The sequence below is a fragment of the Catenovulum sp. SX2 genome, assembly GCF_052056295.1.
Lineage (GTDB): Bacteria > Pseudomonadota > Gammaproteobacteria > Enterobacterales > Alteromonadaceae > Catenovulum.
Genome location: NZ_CP182493.1, coordinates 490219 through 511127, shown reverse-complemented (window position 1 = coordinate 511127; position 20909 = coordinate 490219). Strand labels below are relative to the sequence as shown.

General features: G+C 39.2%; 20 protein-coding genes. 9 read left to right on the top strand and 11 right to left on the bottom strand.

Annotated elements, in window-relative coordinates:
* Window positions 1-5 precede the first annotated feature (5 nt).
* On the bottom strand, window positions 6-830 hold the full coding sequence (locus ACMZOO_RS02240; RefSeq protein WP_440905188.1) for a mechanosensitive ion channel family protein: 825 nt from the start codon (window positions 828-830) through the stop codon (window positions 6-8).
* Window positions 831-926: 96 nt separating this feature from the next.
* Here ACMZOO_RS02240 and ACMZOO_RS02235 point away from each other — a divergent pair, with 96 nt between their 5' ends.
* Window positions 927-1418 carry a WbuC family cupin fold metalloprotein gene (locus ACMZOO_RS02235; RefSeq protein ID WP_440905187.1) on the top strand — a complete coding sequence of 164 codons (492 nt, stop codon included), beginning with the start codon at window positions 927-929 and terminating at the stop codon, window positions 1416-1418.
* Here the strand turns inward: ACMZOO_RS02235 and ACMZOO_RS02230 are convergent.
* The 3 genes from ACMZOO_RS02230 to ACMZOO_RS02220 all read right to left on the bottom strand — a co-directional run bounded on the left by ACMZOO_RS02230 (window position 1384) and on the right by ACMZOO_RS02220 (window position 4599).
* Window positions 1384-2049 (bottom strand): ceramidase domain-containing protein, encoded by a 666-nt coding sequence (locus ACMZOO_RS02230; RefSeq protein ID WP_440905186.1) that lies wholly within the window; start codon window positions 2047-2049, stop codon window positions 1384-1386. The two genes, ACMZOO_RS02235 and ACMZOO_RS02230, sit on opposite strands and share 35 nt — an antisense overlap.
* 55 nt (window positions 2050-2104) lie before the next feature.
* Window positions 2105-2998, bottom strand: coding sequence for a hypothetical protein (locus ACMZOO_RS02225; RefSeq protein WP_440905184.1), 894 nt, complete (start codon window positions 2996-2998; stop codon window positions 2105-2107).
* A gap of 275 nt (window positions 2999-3273) precedes the next feature.
* On the bottom strand, window positions 3274-4599 hold the full coding sequence (locus ACMZOO_RS02220; protein WP_440905182.1) for an alkaline phosphatase: 1326 nt from the start codon (window positions 4597-4599) through the stop codon (window positions 3274-3276).
* 370 nt (window positions 4600-4969) lie between these two features.
* Between ACMZOO_RS02220 and ACMZOO_RS02215 the strand changes: the two genes are divergently transcribed.
* The gene (locus ACMZOO_RS02215) at window positions 4970-5125 is read left to right on the top strand and encodes a hypothetical protein (RefSeq protein WP_157447190.1); all 156 of its coding nucleotides are present in this window, start codon (window positions 4970-4972) and stop codon (window positions 5123-5125) included.
* A 278-nt stretch (window positions 5126-5403) separates the two neighbouring features.
* Here the strand turns inward: ACMZOO_RS02215 and ACMZOO_RS02210 are convergent, their stop codons facing one another.
* The 3 genes from ACMZOO_RS02210 to ACMZOO_RS02200 form a co-directional block, all read right to left on the bottom strand.
* Entirely contained in the window at window positions 5404-7023 is a 1620-nt protein-coding gene (locus ACMZOO_RS02210) for an AmpG family muropeptide MFS transporter (protein WP_440905180.1), read from the bottom strand.
* 94 nt (window positions 7024-7117) lie between these two features.
* Entirely contained in the window at window positions 7118-7486 is a 369-nt protein-coding gene (locus ACMZOO_RS02205) for a hypothetical protein (protein ID WP_440905178.1), read from the bottom strand.
* Window positions 7487-8077 (bottom strand): peptidylprolyl isomerase, encoded by a 591-nt coding sequence (locus ACMZOO_RS02200; RefSeq protein WP_440905176.1) that lies wholly within the window; start codon window positions 8075-8077, stop codon window positions 7487-7489.
* A gap of 145 nt (window positions 8078-8222) precedes the next feature.
* On the opposite strand from ACMZOO_RS02200, the gene ACMZOO_RS02195 reads away from it, so the two are divergent.
* The gene (locus tag ACMZOO_RS02195) at window positions 8223-9425 is read left to right on the top strand and encodes a hypothetical protein (protein ID WP_440905174.1); all 1203 of its coding nucleotides are present in this window, start codon (window positions 8223-8225) and stop codon (window positions 9423-9425) included.
* A complete protein-coding gene (locus tag ACMZOO_RS02190; protein WP_440905172.1) occupies window positions 9413-9856 on the top strand; it encodes a hypothetical protein in 444 nt (147 codons plus the stop codon). The genes ACMZOO_RS02195 and ACMZOO_RS02190 overlap by 13 nt, the downstream gene beginning before the upstream one ends.
* A 37-nt stretch (window positions 9857-9893) precedes the next feature.
* On the opposite strand, the gene ACMZOO_RS02185 is transcribed toward ACMZOO_RS02190, so the two are convergent.
* On the bottom strand, window positions 9894-11978 hold the full coding sequence (locus ACMZOO_RS02185) for an EAL domain-containing protein (protein WP_440905170.1): 2085 nt from the start codon (window positions 11976-11978) through the stop codon (window positions 9894-9896).
* 232 nt (window positions 11979-12210) lie between these two features.
* Between ACMZOO_RS02185 and glnS the strand changes: the two genes are divergently transcribed.
* Together glnS and ACMZOO_RS02175 are read left to right on the top strand one after the other, a co-directional pair.
* On the top strand, window positions 12211-13884 hold the full coding sequence (glnS, locus tag ACMZOO_RS02180; protein WP_440905168.1) for a glutamine--tRNA ligase: 1674 nt from the start codon (window positions 12211-12213) through the stop codon (window positions 13882-13884).
* Window positions 13885-14020: 136 nt separating this feature from the next.
* Window positions 14021-14578, top strand: coding sequence for a YaeQ family protein (locus ACMZOO_RS02175; protein ID WP_440905166.1), 558 nt, complete (start codon window positions 14021-14023; stop codon window positions 14576-14578).
* 17 nt (window positions 14579-14595) lie between these two features.
* Here ACMZOO_RS02175 and ACMZOO_RS02170 read toward each other — a convergent pair whose 3' ends face one another.
* Genes ACMZOO_RS02170 through fliK form a run of 3 tightly spaced genes read right to left on the bottom strand, consistent with a single transcriptional unit; the run spans window position 14596 to window position 18787 of the window.
* Window positions 14596-16149, bottom strand: coding sequence for a sugar porter family MFS transporter (locus tag ACMZOO_RS02170; protein ID WP_440905164.1), 1554 nt, complete (start codon window positions 16147-16149; stop codon window positions 14596-14598).
* Window positions 16150-16151: 2 nt separating this feature from the next.
* On the bottom strand, window positions 16152-16454 hold the full coding sequence (locus ACMZOO_RS02165) for an EscU/YscU/HrcU family type III secretion system export apparatus switch protein (RefSeq protein WP_440905162.1): 303 nt from the start codon (window positions 16452-16454) through the stop codon (window positions 16152-16154).
* Between the two features lie 2 nt (window positions 16455-16456).
* Complete coding sequence (gene fliK / locus ACMZOO_RS02160) at window positions 16457-18787, bottom strand: flagellar hook-length control protein FliK (protein ID WP_440905160.1); 2331 nt, start codon at window positions 18785-18787, stop codon at window positions 16457-16459.
* A 106-nt stretch (window positions 18788-18893) separates the two neighbouring features.
* On the opposite strand from fliK, the gene ccmA reads away from it, so the two are divergent.
* From ccmA to ACMZOO_RS02145, 3 genes are read left to right on the top strand one after another with little or no spacing between them, the layout of a single operon-like run.
* On the top strand, window positions 18894-19493 hold the full coding sequence (gene ccmA / locus ACMZOO_RS02155) for a cytochrome c biogenesis heme-transporting ATPase CcmA (protein WP_440905158.1): 600 nt from the start codon (window positions 18894-18896) through the stop codon (window positions 19491-19493).
* A complete protein-coding gene (gene ccmB / locus ACMZOO_RS02150) occupies window positions 19493-20167 on the top strand; it encodes a heme exporter protein CcmB (RefSeq protein WP_440905156.1) in 675 nt (224 codons plus the stop codon). The genes ccmA and ccmB overlap by 1 nt, the downstream gene beginning before the upstream one ends.
* A gap of 5 nt (window positions 20168-20172) precedes the next feature.
* On the top strand, window positions 20173-20907 hold the full coding sequence (locus ACMZOO_RS02145; protein ID WP_016954818.1) for a heme ABC transporter permease: 735 nt from the start codon (window positions 20173-20175) through the stop codon (window positions 20905-20907).
* Window positions 20908-20909: the final 2 nt, after the last annotated feature.

Below are 20909 nucleotides of genomic sequence, written 5' to 3'. Positions count from 1 at the left end.
TTCAATTAGTCAGACAAAATTCGCACTTCACGCTGCGGAAATGGAATTTTGATGCCTTGGTGTTTTAACTTTTCAAAAATGGCTAAGTTGACTTGGTATTTAATATCGTAATAACTCTGGGTAGTCGCCCAATAACGCACGCCTATGTTAATTGCACTGTCGGCAAAACTATCAATGCCGATTTGTGCAGGTCGGCTGCTATCTACACCATCAAACTCTTGAAGAATATCACTAATCAATTGAATAGTTAGTTTTACATCTGAGTCGTAACTAATGCCTATGCTGCTATCAACTAATTTGTTTTGATATGAGTTGTGCAATACATCACCAATTAAAAATTTGTTTGGGATGATAATATCTTCTTCTTCTTCGTTGACTAATACGGTTGAAGCTAGTTTAACTTCTTTAACAACACCTGTTATGTCTCGAACTGTAATGGTATTGCCTATTGTAAAAGGTCGGGTCAGAATGATGGCTAAACCTGCGCCATAGTTTGACAACATACCTTGCAGCGCTAAACCTGCCCCCAGTGAAGCTGCACCTATCGCAGCAACAAATGGGGTAATACTAATACCAATTTTGCCTAAGGCGACTACTGCGCCAGCGGCCAACACTAAAAACTTAAGTAAATTAGCTAAAAATTGGCTAAGTGTGACATCAACATGGCGTTTGACTAAAGTTTGGTTAAGTATTTTGCCTACTTTATTGGCCAAAAGCAGAAATATAATGAAAATGACAACAGCCGCGAGCAGTTGGAAACTATAAGTGACTAAATATTCTATGGCTAAATCATAGATTTTTTCGAGCTTTTCGATATCTTCAACAAACATAGTTTGCTCCTTGGAAGCACATTATTTATATTTTTTACGTAATTTTTAGCTTGCACGCTGAAGTGTACCTTAATACTAGATGAACAAGGCACAACAATGAAAGTATTTGATCAATCGGAATTAACAAATTTAAACCAAGCGGCGGCAGAGTCGTCAAGAAAGCGCAGCAATTTAAATTGGCATTCGGATTATACTGCTGCTGTGCAGCGTTTATTTATCAGCATGCAACCAGACAGTTATGTTCGACCACACAAACATGTTGAAGCGAATAAATGGGAGTGTTTTGTGGTGTTGCAAGGGAAGTTGTTATTCGTAACTTATAAACCTGATGGCAGTATATTGGACAAAATTTATTTGGGGCCTGAACAAACAGCGTCTGTTGTTGAAATACCACCGGGCGTTTGGCATTCAACTGTTGCTCTGCAAGCGAATACAACGTTTTTTGAAATTAAAGAAGGCCCATATACGCCGATTAACGATAAGGGGTTTGCGTCTTGGGCGCCTGAGGAAGGCAGCCCAGAGGCGCATGATTATATACAGTGGTTAATTCATGCTAAAGTAACTGAGCGTTGGTCGCGCGCAGACTAAATTTGTTATACAGACTTTTCCAAGTAAAAAAGAGTACAAAACCGTTAAAAATATGCCAGCCAAAGTGACTGCCGACTGGCCATGTTGTGCATATTTGGTTGTCTATTGTTCTAAAAGTTATTGAGATTAAAAACGCGATTATTGCTGCAACGAGTGGCCAATCGGTAGTTTTATATTTATGACTGTGGAGTAGGGTAAAGAGTATCAGCATCACAATCGACGGTATGTACATTTGCGAGCCATTGAGATCAATTGGCAACCTTCCAACTAAGTATGTTGACAATAAAAACAACAAAAATAGCCCGATAGATTTTGTCCAAGACAGTTTTAATACCATTGTTGGATACAAGAGCAATAGCGCTACTTTATAAATATAAATTGGGAACACATCGGCAAACATAGCCCATTTGGTCGCAAATGTATGGAACAAAAAGCTACCAATACCAATAATGGCGATATTACAGCTCAGTACTAGTAAAATGGCACTCTCTTTGTCAGTTAGCTGTGATTTGGTTTTGTTCCACAAAGAAAAAGCACATGCCGCAGCTAAGATAAAAGCTAAGTTGGTTAGGGCGTTGAGCGGCTCAGACCAAAAGGTAAAGTCGGTGCGCTCGCAATAGAGATCCATCATGTTTTTTGTCATTTGAGTCTATAATGCGAGCTTATTCTATAGTAGCTTGGATATATTACAATGAACTCAGCAGTGTTTCTTCGCTTTGTTCATCTGCTTCAAACTGATACCAATAACGACTGTCGGCAACCGGTGTTTTTTCCGGTAGTACAGGGTTAGTTAATTCAATAGCAACCATTTTGTCGTTAGACAATTTATTAATAGTATAAGCAGCAAAAGATTGTTGTAGGAGTAAATCATCTAGCGTTCCATCATTCACCATATGCTCTAAACGCTCGGCCAACAGCATTGCTAATTGAACATCGTTTTGGTTGACAAAAAAGTAGATGGGTTTGATAAAACTAACAACTAAATCAGGTACAACAACTAAGTTTAGCTTGGGGTTGTCTAACACAAGTTTGTGCGCTTTGTGTGTATCCGTCGGCAAATAGTCGAAACGCTCACCTTCGAGCATATGGATTAGCGTTTGTTCGTTGCTTGAATAAACTCCGGTTAGTCCAGCTGACAGATAAATTTGTTTATCTCCGGTATTTCTTGGTACACCAAAACTCAAGGTTTCTAGCAGTCTACGTTGATTAACTATACTAAACTCAGGCAAACGTTGCTTTTTCACAATAACACTTTGATAGCCCATCAGCCCTTTGGCTATCGGGACGCGTATTGCTAATAGTTGCTTTTCTAGTCGCCTATTAGTCGGGTGCCAGACAATGTCCAATTCGTTAAACCTAACCATGTCTATATCGCGCTGAACTGGTGTGTCGTTGTAAATTGTTTCAAGCTGATAAGTATGCTGCTGGTTTAACGCAAGACGCAGTAAGCTTTGAGCATATAACGCCATATCACTATTTGGATTGACGTTCATTTTCACTTTTTCTAGCGCTTTGGTTGAAGGAATAACAAAAGCCAACAAGATTGTAATTGCCACTAATAACCTAGTTCTTCGTTGCATGCTAACCTCCTGTGTTAGTTTGTTGAAGAATGAGGATATGATGAGCTTAACTTTAATTATTTGAGTTTAAATATTTAGACTGCTAAACGTAATGCACTGACTGATGAATTTTTACTCAGACATTTGTAGTCTTATTGATTTGTATAATATTTCTTAGGCAAGGTGAGCTAAATGATAATAAAACTAGCGGCATTACCGAGTAGGATTAATGGTAAATTAGTACAAAAGTTGTTAGACATATCTCACACACAAGATATGTCTAAATTAGTTAACCTTTAGTCAGTGTGCTGAATGAGCTCAAATAATTTTTGGCCAATTTGAATGTTATCGTGAAATCCATAAAACAGTTGGGATTGAGCGCCGTATGCGAGCACAGGAACATCCGCTGCTGTATGTCCACCCGAAGTCCAACCCGTTAAGCTTTTGTTGTTGATGTGTTTACGGCTAAATGCAATCAGCGCGTTTTTACCACTGTTTTTGGCTGCATTTAGCGCTAAAATTTGTGGTTGTTCAAGTTCGATAGAGGTTAATGTAAGCCAAGTTGCATAGAGGTTTTCATCATTAGTTTGCGCTAGCGTGTCACCAATCGAATCTAAGCTGTTGCTTATCCCAGCGATAACATCAGGCAACCAGTTATATTGACCTTCTGCACCAATAGATAAGCCACCTGTTTCATGGTCTGCGGTAACAACCATTAAGGTATTTGGGTTATCGTCGACGAATTGTTTTAACAGCGACAATGTGTTGGCTAAATCATCCATTTCATGCATAGCACAAGCAATGTCGTTTGCATGGCCACACCAGTCAATTTGACTCGCTTCAATCATGATAAAAAAGCCATTCTGCTGGCTGTTGGCATCTGTGGCAAGTTGTTGTAGTGCAACTTGGGTCATTTGTTCAAGTCTTTGTTGTTTACTATTGATCTCGTAGGCAAGTCCTTTATCTGCAAAAACACCTATTACTGGCAATGAAGTGAGCTGATTTAAATTGGCCCAATCTGTGTGAATTGCATAACCAAATGTTTTTAACTCATTCAGTAAGTTTCTGTCTTCGCGCACTAAGTAGGAAATACCACCACCTAGGATTAAATCTATGATTGGCTTGTTGTTTATTTGGTTATCAACAATTTGGTCTGCGATTTGTGGATATTCTTTTCTATGTCCCTGATGTGCAAAAAAGGTCGCAGGTGTGGCATGTACCACTTCAGATGTTGCGACAATTGCCGTGGTTTTATGTTGTTGTTTAGCTGACTCTAATAAGGTTGTTAATTTTTCACCCTTGTGGTTTACAGAAATGGCACCGTTATAGGTTTTCTGCGCCGCCGCGTAAGCCGTGGCACCTGCTGCTGAGTCGGTGACAAAAGTATCATCATCAGGATAACTCATACTTTTTCCGACCAAGAGTTGATCAAATATGGTGGGAGCAATATTGTCGGGTGATTTTGCTAGCCAGTAGCGGTATGCAGATAAATAGTTATCGCCCATGCCATCACCAATAACCAAGATAATGTTCTTTGGTGTGGGTTGTGACTCAGATTTTAATAACGCCAGTGCAAACAAACCAATCAGCACAAACAGGAGTATGTAATGTATAAAACGCATAGCTTAAGTATTCTTGTATTCTTTGTTTCATTATGCGGATAGTCAGCTAGCTTTGGCAAGTCTCAATGGTGCATTAATAAAATATGGTTTCGGGTTATTTTCTGGTGAATATGTAAGACATTGTCTTGTGAATGAGCAGAGATAAACAAGTTGTGCAAAAAACCTTAGTTTTTTACTTCGATGAATGTGGACGAGATCTCGCTAAAATTTATTCAGAAAAAACCTTGAAAATTTATATTTTTATACTTGTTGTCGTTTAAAAAGTGAGCTAACATGAGGGACGTTCATTAGCATTAAATGACAATGCTTGTGGATAAAGTTGTAATCTAAAAATAACAATAAATCAGCAGTGTAATTTGGGTGTGAGGCAATGAATAATTCATCGCGTGGAATTAGTTTAACAACTGTCGCTTTAGCTGTTTTAGTCATGGCTGTGACGGCTATGTTTAATACCGCAACGGCAAATAACGGTGATGTTGCGGCTGCAGGTGTTGAGCAAGTTCAAAAGGTTGAAAATAAAGAATAAATCAATATTTGCAGCAAGATTGCAAATGTTTGATACAGAATAAAGGCCAAGGTGTTTAACCTTGGCCTTTTTCATTTGTTCAACTGGATTTTTATTCAATTCTGGTCAGAAAATACATTAGGGTAAAAAAGCCTAACACCACAAAGTTAAGCCAAAATATAACCAAGAATCCTTTTTTTCCTTGTTTAACCGTGTAGCCGTTTTTACGCAGGTACAGCCAATACAAGCCGAAAGTAATGAGTGGTAATAAGGCAAACAGTCTGATCATTTAAGTTACTCTATATTTTGTTTTCTTGAGCATTCTGCTGCTCATTCGCTGCAATCATTTGGTTAATTGAATCTTTAATTAAATATAAAAATAGCAGACTTGGAATAACCATTATAGAGGTTATTACAAAGAAAATAGCCCAATTGCCATCTAACCAGTCTACAACAACACCCGAATATGAGCCTAACATAGTGCGCCCCAGTGTACCCAGCGATGCCATTAGCGCATATTGGCTTGCACTAAAAGATTTGTTGCACAATACAGACAGTAGAGCTACGAATGCTACTGAGCCCCAAGCAGAGGTAAATCCATCAATAATAACTGTGAAGGCAAATAGAGCCTTGTTGGGGCCAACCATAGCCATTAATGCAAACAATAGGTTACTTGCTGACATGGCTATACCACCGATAAACAATCCTTTAAATATGCCAAACCTAATGGTGAATACACTGCCAATTAAAGAAAATAATATAGTTACGCCCCAATTTATCAGTTTGGAGTAGGTGGCAATGTCGCTATTGCTAAATCCCAATTCTTTGTAAAAGACTATCGACATTCTGCCTAGATAAGCTTCACCAAGTTTAAATAGGAAAATAAATAGCAGTAAACTGACCGCAAGTTTAAATCCATTTCGCGAGAAAAATTCCTGAATGGGTGCAACCATAGTGGTTAATAACCATGCGAGTGTTTTATTTAACGCTTTGTGATTGTCAGTCATTTGCAATGGACTAGTGTTGTTACTACTGGCTAAGGTATTTAATTTGCCTAGCAGTACTACTAACAGCACAAGCACTAAACTGATTATCAAACTTATGCTAGCGAGTGGGGACAATAGAGTGAAGCTTGTCGGCCAGTTTGGGTAACCCAAATTAGCATAAAGAATTAGGCCGATAATACATGCAACCAGTATTGGAAAGAGCAGCTTACTCGCACCAACTTGGCTTATGTTATGTAAATATTGTTGCTGAATACTGAGCTGTATTTGACTGCGATTTGTCGCAGGCTCTTTGGCAAACAAAGTATTTATGCTTAACACCAGCAAGACAAGGGCTAGTAATAAATAGGCCTGTTGCCAGCTCAACCCTGCTTGGTCAACCAAATAAAATGGAATTGCGCCAATACCAGCGTAGCCAGTCCACCAACCTGATGTCGCCATAGCTGAGCCTGAGGCCATATAATTGCTGTCTTTGTCTTGCAGTAAATCTATACGGTAGGCATCAATTGCTATATCTTGGGTTGCGCCTGCCAGCGCGATTAAAAAACCGAGTAGGGCAATTGCAGACAAATCTTGCTGCATAGATGTTTGGCTTAACTGATAGGTCAAAATAATCAAAATGCTTTGGGTTAATAATATCCAGCTTCGACGCTGACCAAATTTGTTGGTTAGCACTGTCAGTTTTATTCTGTCGACTAAAGGTGACCATAAAAAGTTAATGCTATAGGCGACAAAGATAAGCCCAAACAAACCTATACTGCTGCGGGAAAAACCTTCTTCTTGTAGCCAACTGCTCATGGCTGAACCAATTAAAATCCAAGGGAAGCCACTTGCAACGCCAAAAAAGAATATAGTGATGAGTCTGCGGTCTTTAAAATAATTCAGTGCAGTTGAGATAGATTGGCTAGATGTCATGCAAAACTTGTTATGGTGCAATAGGTTAACTAAGCCTATCAAACAAGATCAGGTGTGCAAAGCTAAAGCTGTGTTTAAAATTTAAATATTTAATTTATGGGCGAACGCCAATGCAGTCCATAGGAAAACCGCCTTGGCCATTAATAAAGTCCGCGCAAATGCTCAGCTCGTCAATTAATAACGTATCTGTCAGTAGGGTATCTTTAGGCCAGAAGCTTATTTGGTGAATTAAGTGCCAAAACACTCGCTCTTTTTCGGAGTAAGTTTCGTTTTGTTCTACTGTAACTTGTGCCCATTCTTCGAGTGTATCCCAAATAAATAAATCAAGTTCAGCGTAATCAACTTGGCGGGCTAAAAATGCCCGCACATAAAAAACAAGTTGTTTAGATTTTAATTCTATAAATTGATCGACTTTCACAACACTCGGCTCAATATTTTGTACTTCTTTGAGTATAGTCGGCAATTAATTCTGTGGTAGTAAACTTGCTACTTTTATTACAATTGCTTGAATTGGCACATCTGGAGCGCCAAATTCAGCCGAGTAGTGGGTTTCAGCCGCACCCATTTTTTCTACAATCTCTTCGCCACTTTCAACGTAGCCAAATACAGCGTAACCCCAGTCTCTACCTGGGTTTAGGTTCTTGTTATCCTGTAAGTTAAAATAAAACTGGCGAATTGCTGAGTGAGGGTCACTCATTCTAGCCATGGCAATTGACATACGGTCGTTTGTTAAGCCATTACCACTTTCGTTAAAAATTTTGTCGCCAGTTGGGCGCTCGTTAAATTTAACATCATAGCCACCGCCTTGAACAACAAAATTAGGGACAACCCTGTGAATTATCGTATTGTTGTATTCCCCATTGACAACATAGCTGATAAAGTTTTTAACTGTTATTGGTGCTTTACGGCGGTTTAGCTCAATTACAATATCACCCATGCTAGTTTCTAATTTAACTCTAGGGTATAAATTTGAATCTTGGGTATCCACTTTTGCTGCTTGAGCATTAAAAGTGAATAAGAAGGACATGATCAAAAATACGTAAAGGTTTCGCATAACTATTTTCAGGCTGATTTAATATTAGCCAGCTACTATATTGAATTAGTTATCATTTGCAAGTGGCACCTTTACTGATTTTGTAGCTATACTTTATTAAATGCAGTTAATATACCCAAGCTAGGTGAAGATACATGGAGGTATTTTGAAAAACTATATTTGCGTTTATTTGTGGTTGACCTTGTTGCTTGCGAACTTTCCCACTCAAGCAACAGAAAAATCAATTGTTGAATACTCTGGCTTTGGCCGTTTAATTGCTGGCAAGGTGGTCTCTGATGACGCTGAGCTAGAAAACTATCATCAAGGTATCTCGATTGCTGAGCATAGCTTGTTTGGACTGCAACTTGATAGTCAACTCACCGACACTCTTTCTGCAACAGCTCAGCTCCTTGCTCACTCCAATCAACATAGATCTTCGCTGGGCTGGCTGTATCTAAATTATCAACCAAATGAAAGCTGGCAGTTCAAAGTTGGCAAACTGCATACGCCATTTTTTCATTATAGTGATGTGTTAGATGTGGGTTATGCATACCATTGGGTTTCACCACCAGATGAAGTTTATTCGTCTTATTTTTTTCGCCAGTTTGAAGGTGGTCTTGCTGAATACGAATGGCTGAGTGAAAACTTTACTTTAAATGTGCAAGCTTTTTTAGGTCAGGTCGATCAAAAAATTAAAGTCAATCAGTCGGTTTATCGTGCTGAATCTGATGTGTACCAAGGGCTTGTTATTAATTTGAGTTTGTTAGATTTTGTCATTCGTTTGTCCCAGACCGAAGGTGATTATCGCATTGTTGAAAATGAACTCTCGCCGATAATTGATGGATTTAACTTAGCTGGGCAAATTAATCCTGTTTTTAGTCAAGTGGCTGACAAACTAACTGTTGATGGGGATATTAGATTTAATCAACTTAGCCTTCATTACGCTATGTTGGAAAATTTTTTCCAGTTTGAATTTATTAATGTCGACCACGATATAGAGTCACTATCATTATTGCGAGCGTATTATTTTACCTTAGGTAAGTATCTAGGCGACTATACCATCCACTTTACGTATAGCCACAGAAATGCCTATTACTTAACAGGACTAAACCAAATTGACCTAGTTACAGGTATTGCCGATTTGGACGCAGGCATAGCTCAATACAATGAATTTTTGGCCACCCGACCAGACGCAGATGCAAAGAGTGTAACACTAGGAATTAGATATGATATAGCCCCACAAATAGCTTTGAAACTGGACGTTAGAAATACCTGGGGGCAACCTTTTATCGGACTACCTTCTGAACAACAGCTCGCTTTTGACCGTTCAGCGCTTCTGCTTTTGGGAGGTGTTGAGTGGGTATTCTAAAATATACACTTAAATTTAAGCTGACTGCGATTGCGATTGGCGTTATTTTTCCGACCACTATCTTTGCAAGTGACTATTTTGTTTTTACCAAAGTAAATGAGCCGTTTGAATTGTCGCGACAACAAATTAAACAGGTGTTTTTAGGTGCTCGTTTAGAGAAAAATGGCGATATATTGCAACCAATTATTCTAGCTCCTGGGCATCCGTGGCGAGCTGTGTTTAATATTCGGGTCATGGGCTTAACTGAATCTCGAATACAGTCATATTGGGCGCAAGTTAAGTTTACCGGTAAAAGGACACCTCCCACACAAGTGGATAATTTTAACCAAATGCTTGCGTTGATTGACGACAACAGCGGCGCTATCGGTATCGCACCATCGCAAGATGTCGATTTAAGCAAGTATCAAGTTATATATAGGTTCTCTGATTAATCAGAGAACCGACTTTATTATCCAAAATTCAGCTTAGTTAGGCTTTCTTAGATATCTGTGAGAGTTGGTTATCTATTTTTGTTAGGGTATCGCTGAGTTGGCTCATAGCTATGGGTTTTGAAAAGTAATAACCTTGAATTTGGTCAACGCCTAGAGCATTTAAATAATTATATTGTTGTTGGGTTTCGACCCCTTCTGCACATATTGTCATGCCTAACTTTTTCGCTAGTGAAATAATTGCATCTGTTACTTTGCGATCTTTTTCTGATTTAAATAAGTTACGTACAAAAAATTGATCAATTTTAATGGTATCAGCTTGGACTTGAGTTAAATAACTGAGTGACGAATAACCTGTGCCAAAATCATCCAAGGCTATGCTACAGCCGAGCTGCTTAATTTTGCTGATGAAAGTATGCGCTATTGTGAAGTTTTCTATATACGCAGATTCAGTGATTTCGAATTGAATTAACTGGGTATTAATTTTTGGATTGCTCAGTGCTTTAACCAGATAGTTTACAAAGTTCGGACGAAAAATATCCATAGAACTTAAGTTAAACGACACCTTTAAGCTATTGTCAAATTGCTGTTGAATAGTTTGCAACTGGTGAAAACCAACTTCAATCACCCAGCGGGTAATGTCGTTTATTTTGCCTGTTTGTTCGGCAATCTTGATAAATTCATCTGGAGAAATCATGCCTAAGGTTGGGCTATTCCATCGAATCAATGCTTCTATGCCAACAACACCAACTTCAGGTTTTACTTTAGGTTGATAGAGCAAATAAAATTCATTATTGGCTAAACCACTTTTAATTGCTGCGGCAATTTGTAAGCGGCGCTCTTGCTGAGCCGTCATAGCATCAACAAACTCAATATATCTGTTACGGCCGTTTTGTTTGGCTTTATACAAGGCTACATCTGCATTTGCCAACAACAAACCACTGTCATAAAAGGATGGTTTAGCATGTGCAATACCCATACTTACAGTTGCTTGCAACGACCAGCTATCAATATGCACATTTTTATTGAGCTTGATAATAATTTGGTCACATAAGTGAACTGCATTTCCTTGGGTTTTATCTTCAGGCAAAATAATTGCAAATTCGTCACCACCTATGCGTGCAAGTACCTGATCTTCGGTTAATAAGCTTTTGAGTCGGCTGGTGACTTCTAACAGTAACTTGTCACCATTCTTGTGGCCAATTGCTTCATTTACCGTTTTAAAGTCATCTATGTCGAGTAATATGACTGCGATAGCATGATACTGTTGGTCGACTTGTTTTATGTATCGCGACAAAATATCCATAAACATTTTGCGATTAGGCAAACCTGTCAGTTGGTCGTAATTTGCCAACTGGATCAGCTCTGCTTGTTGCTTCACAAGTGTTTCTGTATAGGACTTGTTGGCGCGCTGTTGTTTGTTTATGGTTGCGAGCATGTCACTGACTCGCAAGGTGAGTTGTCTTATTTCATCGTTACTGTGCGTTTTAATCTGCTGAACGCTTGTGTAGTCCTGACCTTTTTCAACTTGCTCGACAGCTCGAGTTAAATTGAGCAATGGACGAATCGCTGTGGTTTGCAGCCAATTATTAAATAAAAACGTGAAAACTAAAGCCGCTATTACCAGTGGGATTAATTTTTCGATAAAGGCACTCTGGCTTTGTGCAAGTTGCTTTTTTAAATCAATATATAAATAAAATTGCCCGAGCTTATAACTTTCGTCACCAATTTTTGTACTCAATAACAAGCTGTCTGAGTATTGATTTGGCCGGGCATTGATTAAAAATGGAATAGTCTGTTGTAGCTTTTCTGAATAGTAGTTCGGATTAATGTAGCTATGAACTAATTCGCCAGATTGATCAGTAATGGCGGCAAACTTAACATAAGGATATTTGTCTAGTTGCAGTAGTCGGGTACTTAAGGTGAAGTCGTTTGCATTATTGGTGGCGAAGTATTCGACCAAATCTTCTGATATGTTTTGAGCTAGTGCTGAAAAGTCTTGGGCGGCAGTTTCTATATAAAGACGCTTATGTTCATTAATTGAAATATACAAAATGGCACTAGATAAGATGATCACGCTCGATAGCGTCATCAGCAATAGTTTTGTACGAATGCTTACGAACATAATATTTCCTTGTCCAAATAACACTAAGCAGGCCATTCACCACAGTAATAGGTGGCAATTTTTCACAAAGGGTTGCTGATAACTATGATATAAAGTGGCATAATTTACAACATTAAAACAGCTAGCCTGTGACTAACAATATTGTTGTTGGCAATTTTCGGTTACAATATTTGACTTTCAGCAGGCTTAATCAAAATTTGCGTAGCTAGATTTTAAGAGGATTAGTATTTTTATGGTCGACACACCGGCTCGCCCAAGCAATTTTATTCGAACAATTATCGATCAAGATTTGGATTCAGGTAAACATAGTTATGTGCACACGCGTTTCCCACCTGAGCCAAACGGTTATTTACACATTGGTCATGCTAAGTCTATTTGTTTAAATTTTGGCATAGCGCAAGATTACCAAGGCACGTGTAATTTGCGTTTTGACGATACTAATCCTGAAAAAGAAAATATTGATTACGTTAAATCTATTCAACAAGACGTTAAATGGTTAGGTTTTGAGTGGTCGGGTGAACCAAGATATTCGTCGAATTATTTCGACCAATTGTATGCTTATGCTGTGGAGTTGATAAAAGCTGGCAAAGCTTATGTGTGCTTTTTAAATGGTGAACAAACCCGCGAGTACCGTGGTACCTTAACTGAGCCAGGTAAAGATAGTCCATATCGAGATACTAGCCCTGAAGAAAACTTAGCCTTATTTGAAAAAATGCGTGCGGGTGAATTCAAAGAGGGTGAATGTGCCTTACGTGCCAAAATTGATATGGCCTCTCCATTTATGTGTATGCGCGACCCAATTATCTATCGCGTGAAATTTGCTCATCACCATCAAACTGGTGATAAATGGTGCATTTATCCAATGTACGATTTCACTCATTGTATTTCGGATGCGATTGAAGATATTACCCATTCTTTATGTACATTAGAATTCCAAGATAATCGCCGTTTGTACGACTGGGTTTTAGACAATATTTCTATTGAAGCGCGTCCACATCAGTACGAATTCTCGCGTTTAAACCTTGAATACACTGTCATGAGTAAACGTAAATTAAATGCGTTAGTCACTGATAATCACGTATCTGGTTGGGACGACCCGCGTATGCCAACTATCGCAGGGTTAAGACGCCGTGGTTACACGCCTGAATCTATCCGTGAATTTTGTTTGCGCATTGGTGTAACCAAAATGGATAACATGGTTGAAATGGCTATGTTAGAAGCTTGTATTCGTGAAGATTTAAACGACAATGCACCGCGCGCCATGGCGGTATTAGAGCCGATTAAATTGGTGATTGAAAACTTCCCTGAAGATAAAAGCGAAATTCTAAATGTGGCTAATCACCCACAAAATCCAGAGTTTGGTAGCCGTGAAGTATCTTTCTCACGCGAACTTTACATAGAACGTGAAGACTTTAGAGAGTCAGCCAACAAAAAATACAAACGTTTAGTGTTAGACAAAGAAGTGCGCTTACGTGGTGCATACGTAGTTAAAGCTGTGCGTGTAGATAAAAACGCCGATGGTGAAATTGAAACTGTCTATTGCCAATACGATCCAGAAACTTTAGGTAAAAACCCAGCAGATGGCCGTTCAGTAAAAGGTGTAATTCATTGGGTGGATGCAAAAACAGCAAAAGCTGCTGAAGTGCGTTTGTACGACAGACTATTCACTGTGCCAAATCCAGCTGCGGAAGAAGACTTTACTCAAGTATTAAACCCAGAAAGTTTAGTTGTAGTAAAAGGTGCTCAATTAGAAGCTAGCCTAGCTGATCCTGCAGCAACTCAAGCTTTCCAGTTTGAACGCACAGGTTATTTTGTTAAAGACAGTAAAGACTCAAGCGACACTCAGCTAGTGTTTAATCGCACTGTAGGTTTGCGTGACAGTTGGGCAAAAGTAGAGCAAAAATAACCTTGTCATTTTGCTGCTAATATTATCGACCTAATAGTTATATCTATTGTTAGGTCGATAACTTACTTTTTATTGGCTATTTGTTAATAACTGGTTAATACTTAACTCAGTAGTTATTGCGTCCGTGGAGGCGCTTATGGCAGATGGTTCAACTATTATCAAAGCGGACATCAGTGTTTCGCATATTGATTCCCAAGACTTCTTAACTCGTAGTGAAGTTATTGCTGTGCATCAAGCTGAATCCCATCAGCATTTGGTTCAGCGTTTACTCGCTTGGGCGATATTTCGCCATCACCAATTACAAATGAGCCGTGCTATCTGCGTAGGTGATGAGCCAGATTTATTCGTAAAACGCAACGACGTTCAATTTGAACATTGGATTGAAGTTGACCAACTATCCCTTGACCGACTTGAAAAAGCAGAAGCTAAATCCGAGCATGTATGGCTGTTTTATTGCGACCAACAAAAAGCGCAAAAGCTGCATAAGTTAATAAATAAACACCCGAGTTTACAACTAGTCGAAATAGACAATGATATGGTTGAAAACTTAAGTTTATTAATTGAAAAAAATCTCGCCTGGAGCGTGATGATAGATCATGACCTGCTAACAGTTGCGGCTGGTGACGCTTTTTTTGAATCAAAACTGACCTTGTTCCATCCATTAACTGTGCCCGCGGTCGATTTAATTCATTAAGTTTAAGCGAAACTAGGTTATTTAAGAACCGACTCTAATTCTTCAAGTGTTTTGCCTTTGGTTTCTGGTAGTAGTTTGTAAATCAGGACTAAGCCTAGCGCCGCAAACACAGCGTAAACAATAAAGGTAAAAGGTGCACCAAAGGTTGCAAGTTCGTACGGAAACATAAGTTGCGTGATAAAACTTGCTGCACTATTGGTTAAACCAACAATAGAAATAGCCAGTCCACGCAAATGGTTTGGAAAAATTTCCGATAACAATACCCACATCACAGGCCCAAGTGAAACCGCAAACGAGGCGACAAAAAATAAAATGGCAAATAGCACAAGTGGGGCGTTAATGTGCGTTGCTTGTTTTAAAATATCGCTTTGGTACTGCTTAAATTGTTCGGCAGTTAACACTGAATGCAGTGCTTGTTTAAACGCGATATCAGATTGAAATTCTTGCTCAGCTAAAGTCATTAATTTAGGTTCGGCGATTTGTGTACTCAGTTCAATTGCCGACGCTTGTGTGAGTTTGTAATCAGCTTGATAAAAGGCAAAGCTATTTAAACTCATACTTAAGATCACACCACATAAACCCGCAATAAATAATGGTCTGCGGCCAATTTTGTCAATCAGCACCATAGCGATCAGGGTAAAGACTACATTGGTTAAACCAATCCAAATTGCTTGTACAAATGCGGCATTTTTACCTACACCACTTTGTTCAAAAATACTTGGGGCGTAAAAATAAATGGCGTTGACTCCAGTGATTTGCTGAATAATGCCAATGGTAAAAGCTATTATGATAATTAAGCGCATCTTTTGACTAAAAAATTGCTTAAGTTTTTCGGCTAAATTCAGCGATTGTTGTGCTACAGAATGGCGAATACTATTAATTTGCTCTAGTGCTTCAGCAGCCGGCAACAGCTTGTTTAAGGTGATTTGTGCTTGTTGGGTTTTATTGGCTAAAACTAGCCATCTGGGACTTTCGGGAATTAAAAATAATAATAGGAAATAACCAAGTGCAGGCACAATTTCTACAGCTAACATAAAGCGCCAAACATTTTGCTCTAGCTGATAAGCTTGTAACCAGTGTTCTACATTAGACGCTGCATTTAACAGGTAATAATTGGCAAAATACGCCGCAGAAAAACCAAATACTATATTCAGTTGATTAATTGATACTAGTTTACCGCGCAGCTGAGCTGGCGCGATTTCCGCGATATAAATAGGGGCTATCACTAAAGATGAGAAGGCAAATCCGCCGATAATGCGCGCAATAATTAAACTTTGATAAGAATTTGCCATTGCCGAGGCGATAGCCGAGCAGAGATACAGTGCGGCTATGACAATTAATACTTTTTTGCGGCCAACTTTGTCGGCAATTGGGCCGGCGAGTAAAGAGGCTATGGCTGCACCTAAGGTTGGCGAGCTAACAACAAAACCTTCTTGCCAAGGAGATAAATTAAATTCTTGTGAGGCATAACCAATCACACCCGAAATGACTGAGGCATCAAAACCAAAGACAAATCCGCCGAGCGCGGCAATGCTAGCAACAAAAATTGCGTATGTTTGAGTTGAATTCATAGTTAGGCTTTTGTATTTATTCGTTTTTGTTGTATGCCTAAGTCGGCTGGTATTATGCCTTTAAGTACGTATGACCAAGCAATAATCTCAGCAATAATAATATACACTTCTTCGGGTATTTCACTACCTACATCTAATTTAGCTAAATAATTTGCTAGTTCAATGTCTTCATGCACCATTACACCAGCCTCGCGTGCTTGCTCGATAATAGATTGAGCTAACTCGTCAAAACCTTTGGCGGTAACTTTTGGTGTACTGGTCGCATCATAGGTCAGTGCTATCGCTTTTTTCTCGTCTGCGGGCATAGTTATACCAACCTATATTGCATTGACAGCGCGGATTCATTCCACAGCTGGCTGGGAATTTTACCTAAATTAAAATTATATTCTTCCAATAAAATACCCAATTTAGACAAGTTCTCTTTTAGCTGTTGAATATTATTTTCACCTAATTCTAGTAATTTTTGAGTTTCTGTATATAGGTTTATTTTCAACTTACCTTCTACATACACAGCTTTGGCTAACATATTACCCAAATCACCCATATTAAATTTAAGCGAAAAACGCCACATTTTAACTGCATCAGCGCGGTTTGATTCTGCATCCGTATCTATTTGAATGGCTAAATCTAACTGTTGCAGAGCTTCATTGCCTAATATAGGTAAAGTTGCAAAGATTTGGTTTTGATTATCTATTTGTGATTTGGCTGTATGCAGCTGATTATTCTGCATATTGCGAATACTTTGTGCTAACGCTTGAGTTAATTTTGCATTTGCACTGGACTGAAGATTGGTTGTGGCTGCAGGGGAGGCAGTTGCTGTTGCACTCGTTTTATCCGTGGTTTTATTTGGATTAGCTTGATTAGGCATTTGTGTGCGTTTTGCTTTCGCCATAAAAATTTGCTGTAAAGCTGAAACCAGTGCATTGGCCAAACCAGCATTGGCGCTAGTAGTGTTTATTGGCGTTGTTAAATTGAATTGTGGCAGCTGCACTTGCTCTAGAATTTGTTGTTTGACTTGGCTTGCATCAGGCTGCTGCATAGCTGTGGTTAAACTAGTTAAAGCCGATTTTAATCCGCTAGGCAAGTCAATTTGTTGGTTGTTGAGCAGTTGCATCAACTGGTTTAATGGCACATCTAAAGCGTTGTTTTTATGATTGAGAATGCTGAGCAGTTGTTTTATTTGTTGGCTAACATTGAGGCTAGTGTTTGGCGATGCATTATTCAAATTAGCCTGCAATTGCTGTAACAGCGCACCATCGGAAATTTTATTTGCTTGTGGTTTGGCTATGCCAGATTCACTTTGCAGCGAAATCCAGCCCCATTCTTTGAGTTGGTTAAGCATTTCTTTATTAAGTGGTAAGTTTATTTGCCCAGCTGCACTTGTGGTTATTTTTATAGCTGAGGCCTCGTTTGCACTGCTTATATGGAACTTATTACTTGTTGAAGCCTTGTCGAGCAATTGTGTTTTTTGCAGTGCACTCTCAATAGATACAGCAAGATCTTTTGGTAAAGCTTTTATTAAGGCTTGTAACTGCTGTGCTGATTTTCCTTCTTTACCACTCAATGCGGTAATTAAGTTTTGCAGTATGGCTTTTTCCGGTAATACCAGCTGCTTTTTCTCGCCATTACTAAGTGTTAGTTCGGCAATACCATTATTAATGCTGACGTTTACAAAGGGAATTTTTTGTTCAACTGCCGAGTTTACCGCTACTTTTACGCCGGCTATAGTTATGCTCGCATTGCCATCATCACTAGTTGTTACTGGCTTGATCAAGTTAATACCAGCTAGTTGAGTTTTGAAAGTTTGCTCAATGCGACTGCGACTCTCTGTTGCTAATTGCTGCAATTTAATAGGTTCAAGTTTTCTACCGTCAGGTAAGGCAAGTTCAAGCGTAGCGTTTTTACTATTTAAGCTGATGTTTAGTTGACTATTGTTGGGTAAGTTTTGCTTAAGCAGTTGTTTGATTTCAATATCGCCGCTCGGGAGTGATAGTTTTCCTTGGCTGAGCTGACTGATTAATTGGCTTTGATTGAGTTCCAATTTGTTGTTGCTTTTGGTCGCCAGCGGATTTTTGGGAGAAAGCAGTTCAATCGTAATTGAGCCCGCTGGGTTATTCGCCAGCTTTAGCAATACAGGCCCAGTGTAGTTTTTCGCTAAGTTAAATTGGCTTTTGCTTAGCTGATATGTCTGATTGTTTAAGCTAAATTTAACACTGTTTTCGTCAGCCTGCGCATGGATAATTTTCCCTTGAACTGCACCGCTATTTGCTTCGTTATTTAACGCTAACTCTACTAAAGCTTGTTTGTGTTGATTCGACAGTGGTATTTCTGCAACGCTTGTTTGTGTTGGTGTGATGGTTAATTGATTATTAACTAAGTTGACTAAAACTCTATTATTCGTTGGCGCATTAGCAGTTGTTGGCCCAAGCAATTGTTGCAGCAAATGTGATTGTGATTGACCTAGCGGAAAATTGAGCCTTTGCCCCAGCGGAAACTGTAAACTGGCCATCACTTCATTGACTTTAACCAAAGCTGCTTGTTGGTTTTGTAAAGGGATGCGCGTAACTTGCTCAACTTCAGCTTGCAGTTTATTGGTTAATTGCTTGTTGAATTTGTTATCAAAACTTTCTATTGGCATAAGTCGGTTATTTCATTTCGGCGGTTAGTTCGAATAGGGTGTAGCCAAACATGCAGAATATGTTAGTATCCGAAATCAAGTTAAATCAACCTTGTGGTCATGTATTTTGTTATCGGCCAACAACCTCACATGCATTAGAAATCAGCGCATCTTATTTGAAGATTTATCCTTCACTATCAATCAGGGTAGCTTACTTTATCTGAAGGGGCCAAATGGTGCTGGTAAAACCACCCTTATGCGCAGCGTGGTCGGTTTAAATCAGTTACAAGAAGGTGAGGTTGAGTTAGATCAACAAGCTATTTCAGATTGCGGGCATAATATTCTTTATTTGGGACACAAACCAGCAGTAAACGAATGGCTCAGCGCCGAACAAAATATGCAGCATTGGTGTAATTTAAAAAATCAACAAATTGATGTGTTAGAGCTCATAGACAAAGTCGGTTTGTCAGGCTTACACGATGTTCCCGTCAAATTTTTATCTGCCGGGCAAAAGCGCCGGGTTGCTTTAAGCCGTTTATGGAATTCAAATGCAAAACTTTGGGTGCTGGATGAACCTTTTACTTCGATAGATGTTAAAGGGGTTGCTGTGTTAAATGCATTGTTTGCTCGGCATAAACAGCAGGGTGGCATTATCATGGTCACTAGTCATCAAGATTTACCCGCAGATGTTATTGATGATGTATTAACCTTGGAGTACAGATTTTAATGTCTTTCTCTAAGTTTTTTGCCCATTCAATTAAACGTGATTTACAAATCGCCGCTATTCAAAAACATGAATTTCTCCTGCCTGTGTTGTTCTTTATTTTAGTGATTGTGTTATTTCCGATAACTGTTGGGCCTGATGGTAAATTATTAGCGCGTTTGGCCAGTGCAGTTGGCTGGATCGCTTTAATATTATCTATGTTGATTGCACTGCCACGTATGTTTGCTGAAGATTATGAAAACGGCTGGTTAGAGCAGTTGTTTTTATCCGGCACGCCACATAGTTTAATTGTCACATCACGCATTATCAGCTTTTGGTTATTGTATTGTTTGCCTTTGGTAATTTGCAGCTTTTTGCTGGTGCCTTTTATGTCGATGGAAATTAACCTTTGGTCAGTTCTGGTACAAACCTTGCTGCTGGGTAGTATATTAACGGCTTGTTTAGGTGCGGTCGCGAGCGCTTTATTAGTCTCTAGTCGCAAAGGTGGTGGTGTTATGGCTCTGTTGCTTATCCCACTATTAATACCAGCTCTCATTTTTGCAGGTGCAGCTATGGACGCTGCACAACAAAGTTTGCCGTATACGGCTCCAATAACAATATTAGCTGCGCTGGCGGTGTTTTCATTAACAATTGCACCTCTAGCAACAGCTCAAGCGCTAAAACTAAATATGGGTTAACAACTATGTTCAGATGGTTACATCCTTACGCAAAACCAGAAAAGGCTTATCAACTTTCTATGGCCTTTCAAAAGTTCTTTATGCCTATTGCTATCATAGGTTTATTGGTTGGCTGTGTGTGGGGGCTTATGTTTGCGCCAACCGATTATCAACAAAGTGACTCAGCGCGTATTATGTACATTCATGTGCCTGCGGCTATTTGGTCAATGGGCGTATATATGTCTATGGGCATAGCAGGTTTTTGTGCTTTGGTCTGGCAAATTCGCTTGTTAGAAATTAGCGTTTTGGCAATGGCACCCATTGGTGCAGCATTTACTGCAATTGCGCTTTTCACCGGTTCATTATGGGGCAAACCCATGTGGGGCACTTGGTGGGTATGGGACGCAAGATTAACTTCTGAGCTTATTTTATTATTTTTATATCTAGGCGTTTTTGCACTTTTTCAAAGTTTTGATGACAAACGTACAGGCGCGAAAGCCGCGTGTATTTTAGCGGTAATAGGTATGGTTAACGTACCTATTATTCATTACTCGGTTGAATGGTGGAATACATTGCACCAAGGCGCGAGTATTACTAAGTTAGACAAACCTTCAATCGCGCCGTCAATGTTGTGGCCTTTGTTGATTAACATTGTTTCTGTGTTGTGTTTGTTTATTGCATTTACTTGTTATCGTTTTGCAACAGAATTACTGCGGGCCGAAAGCCATCGCAAATGGGTTTTAGAAATTTTAGGTAAATAACT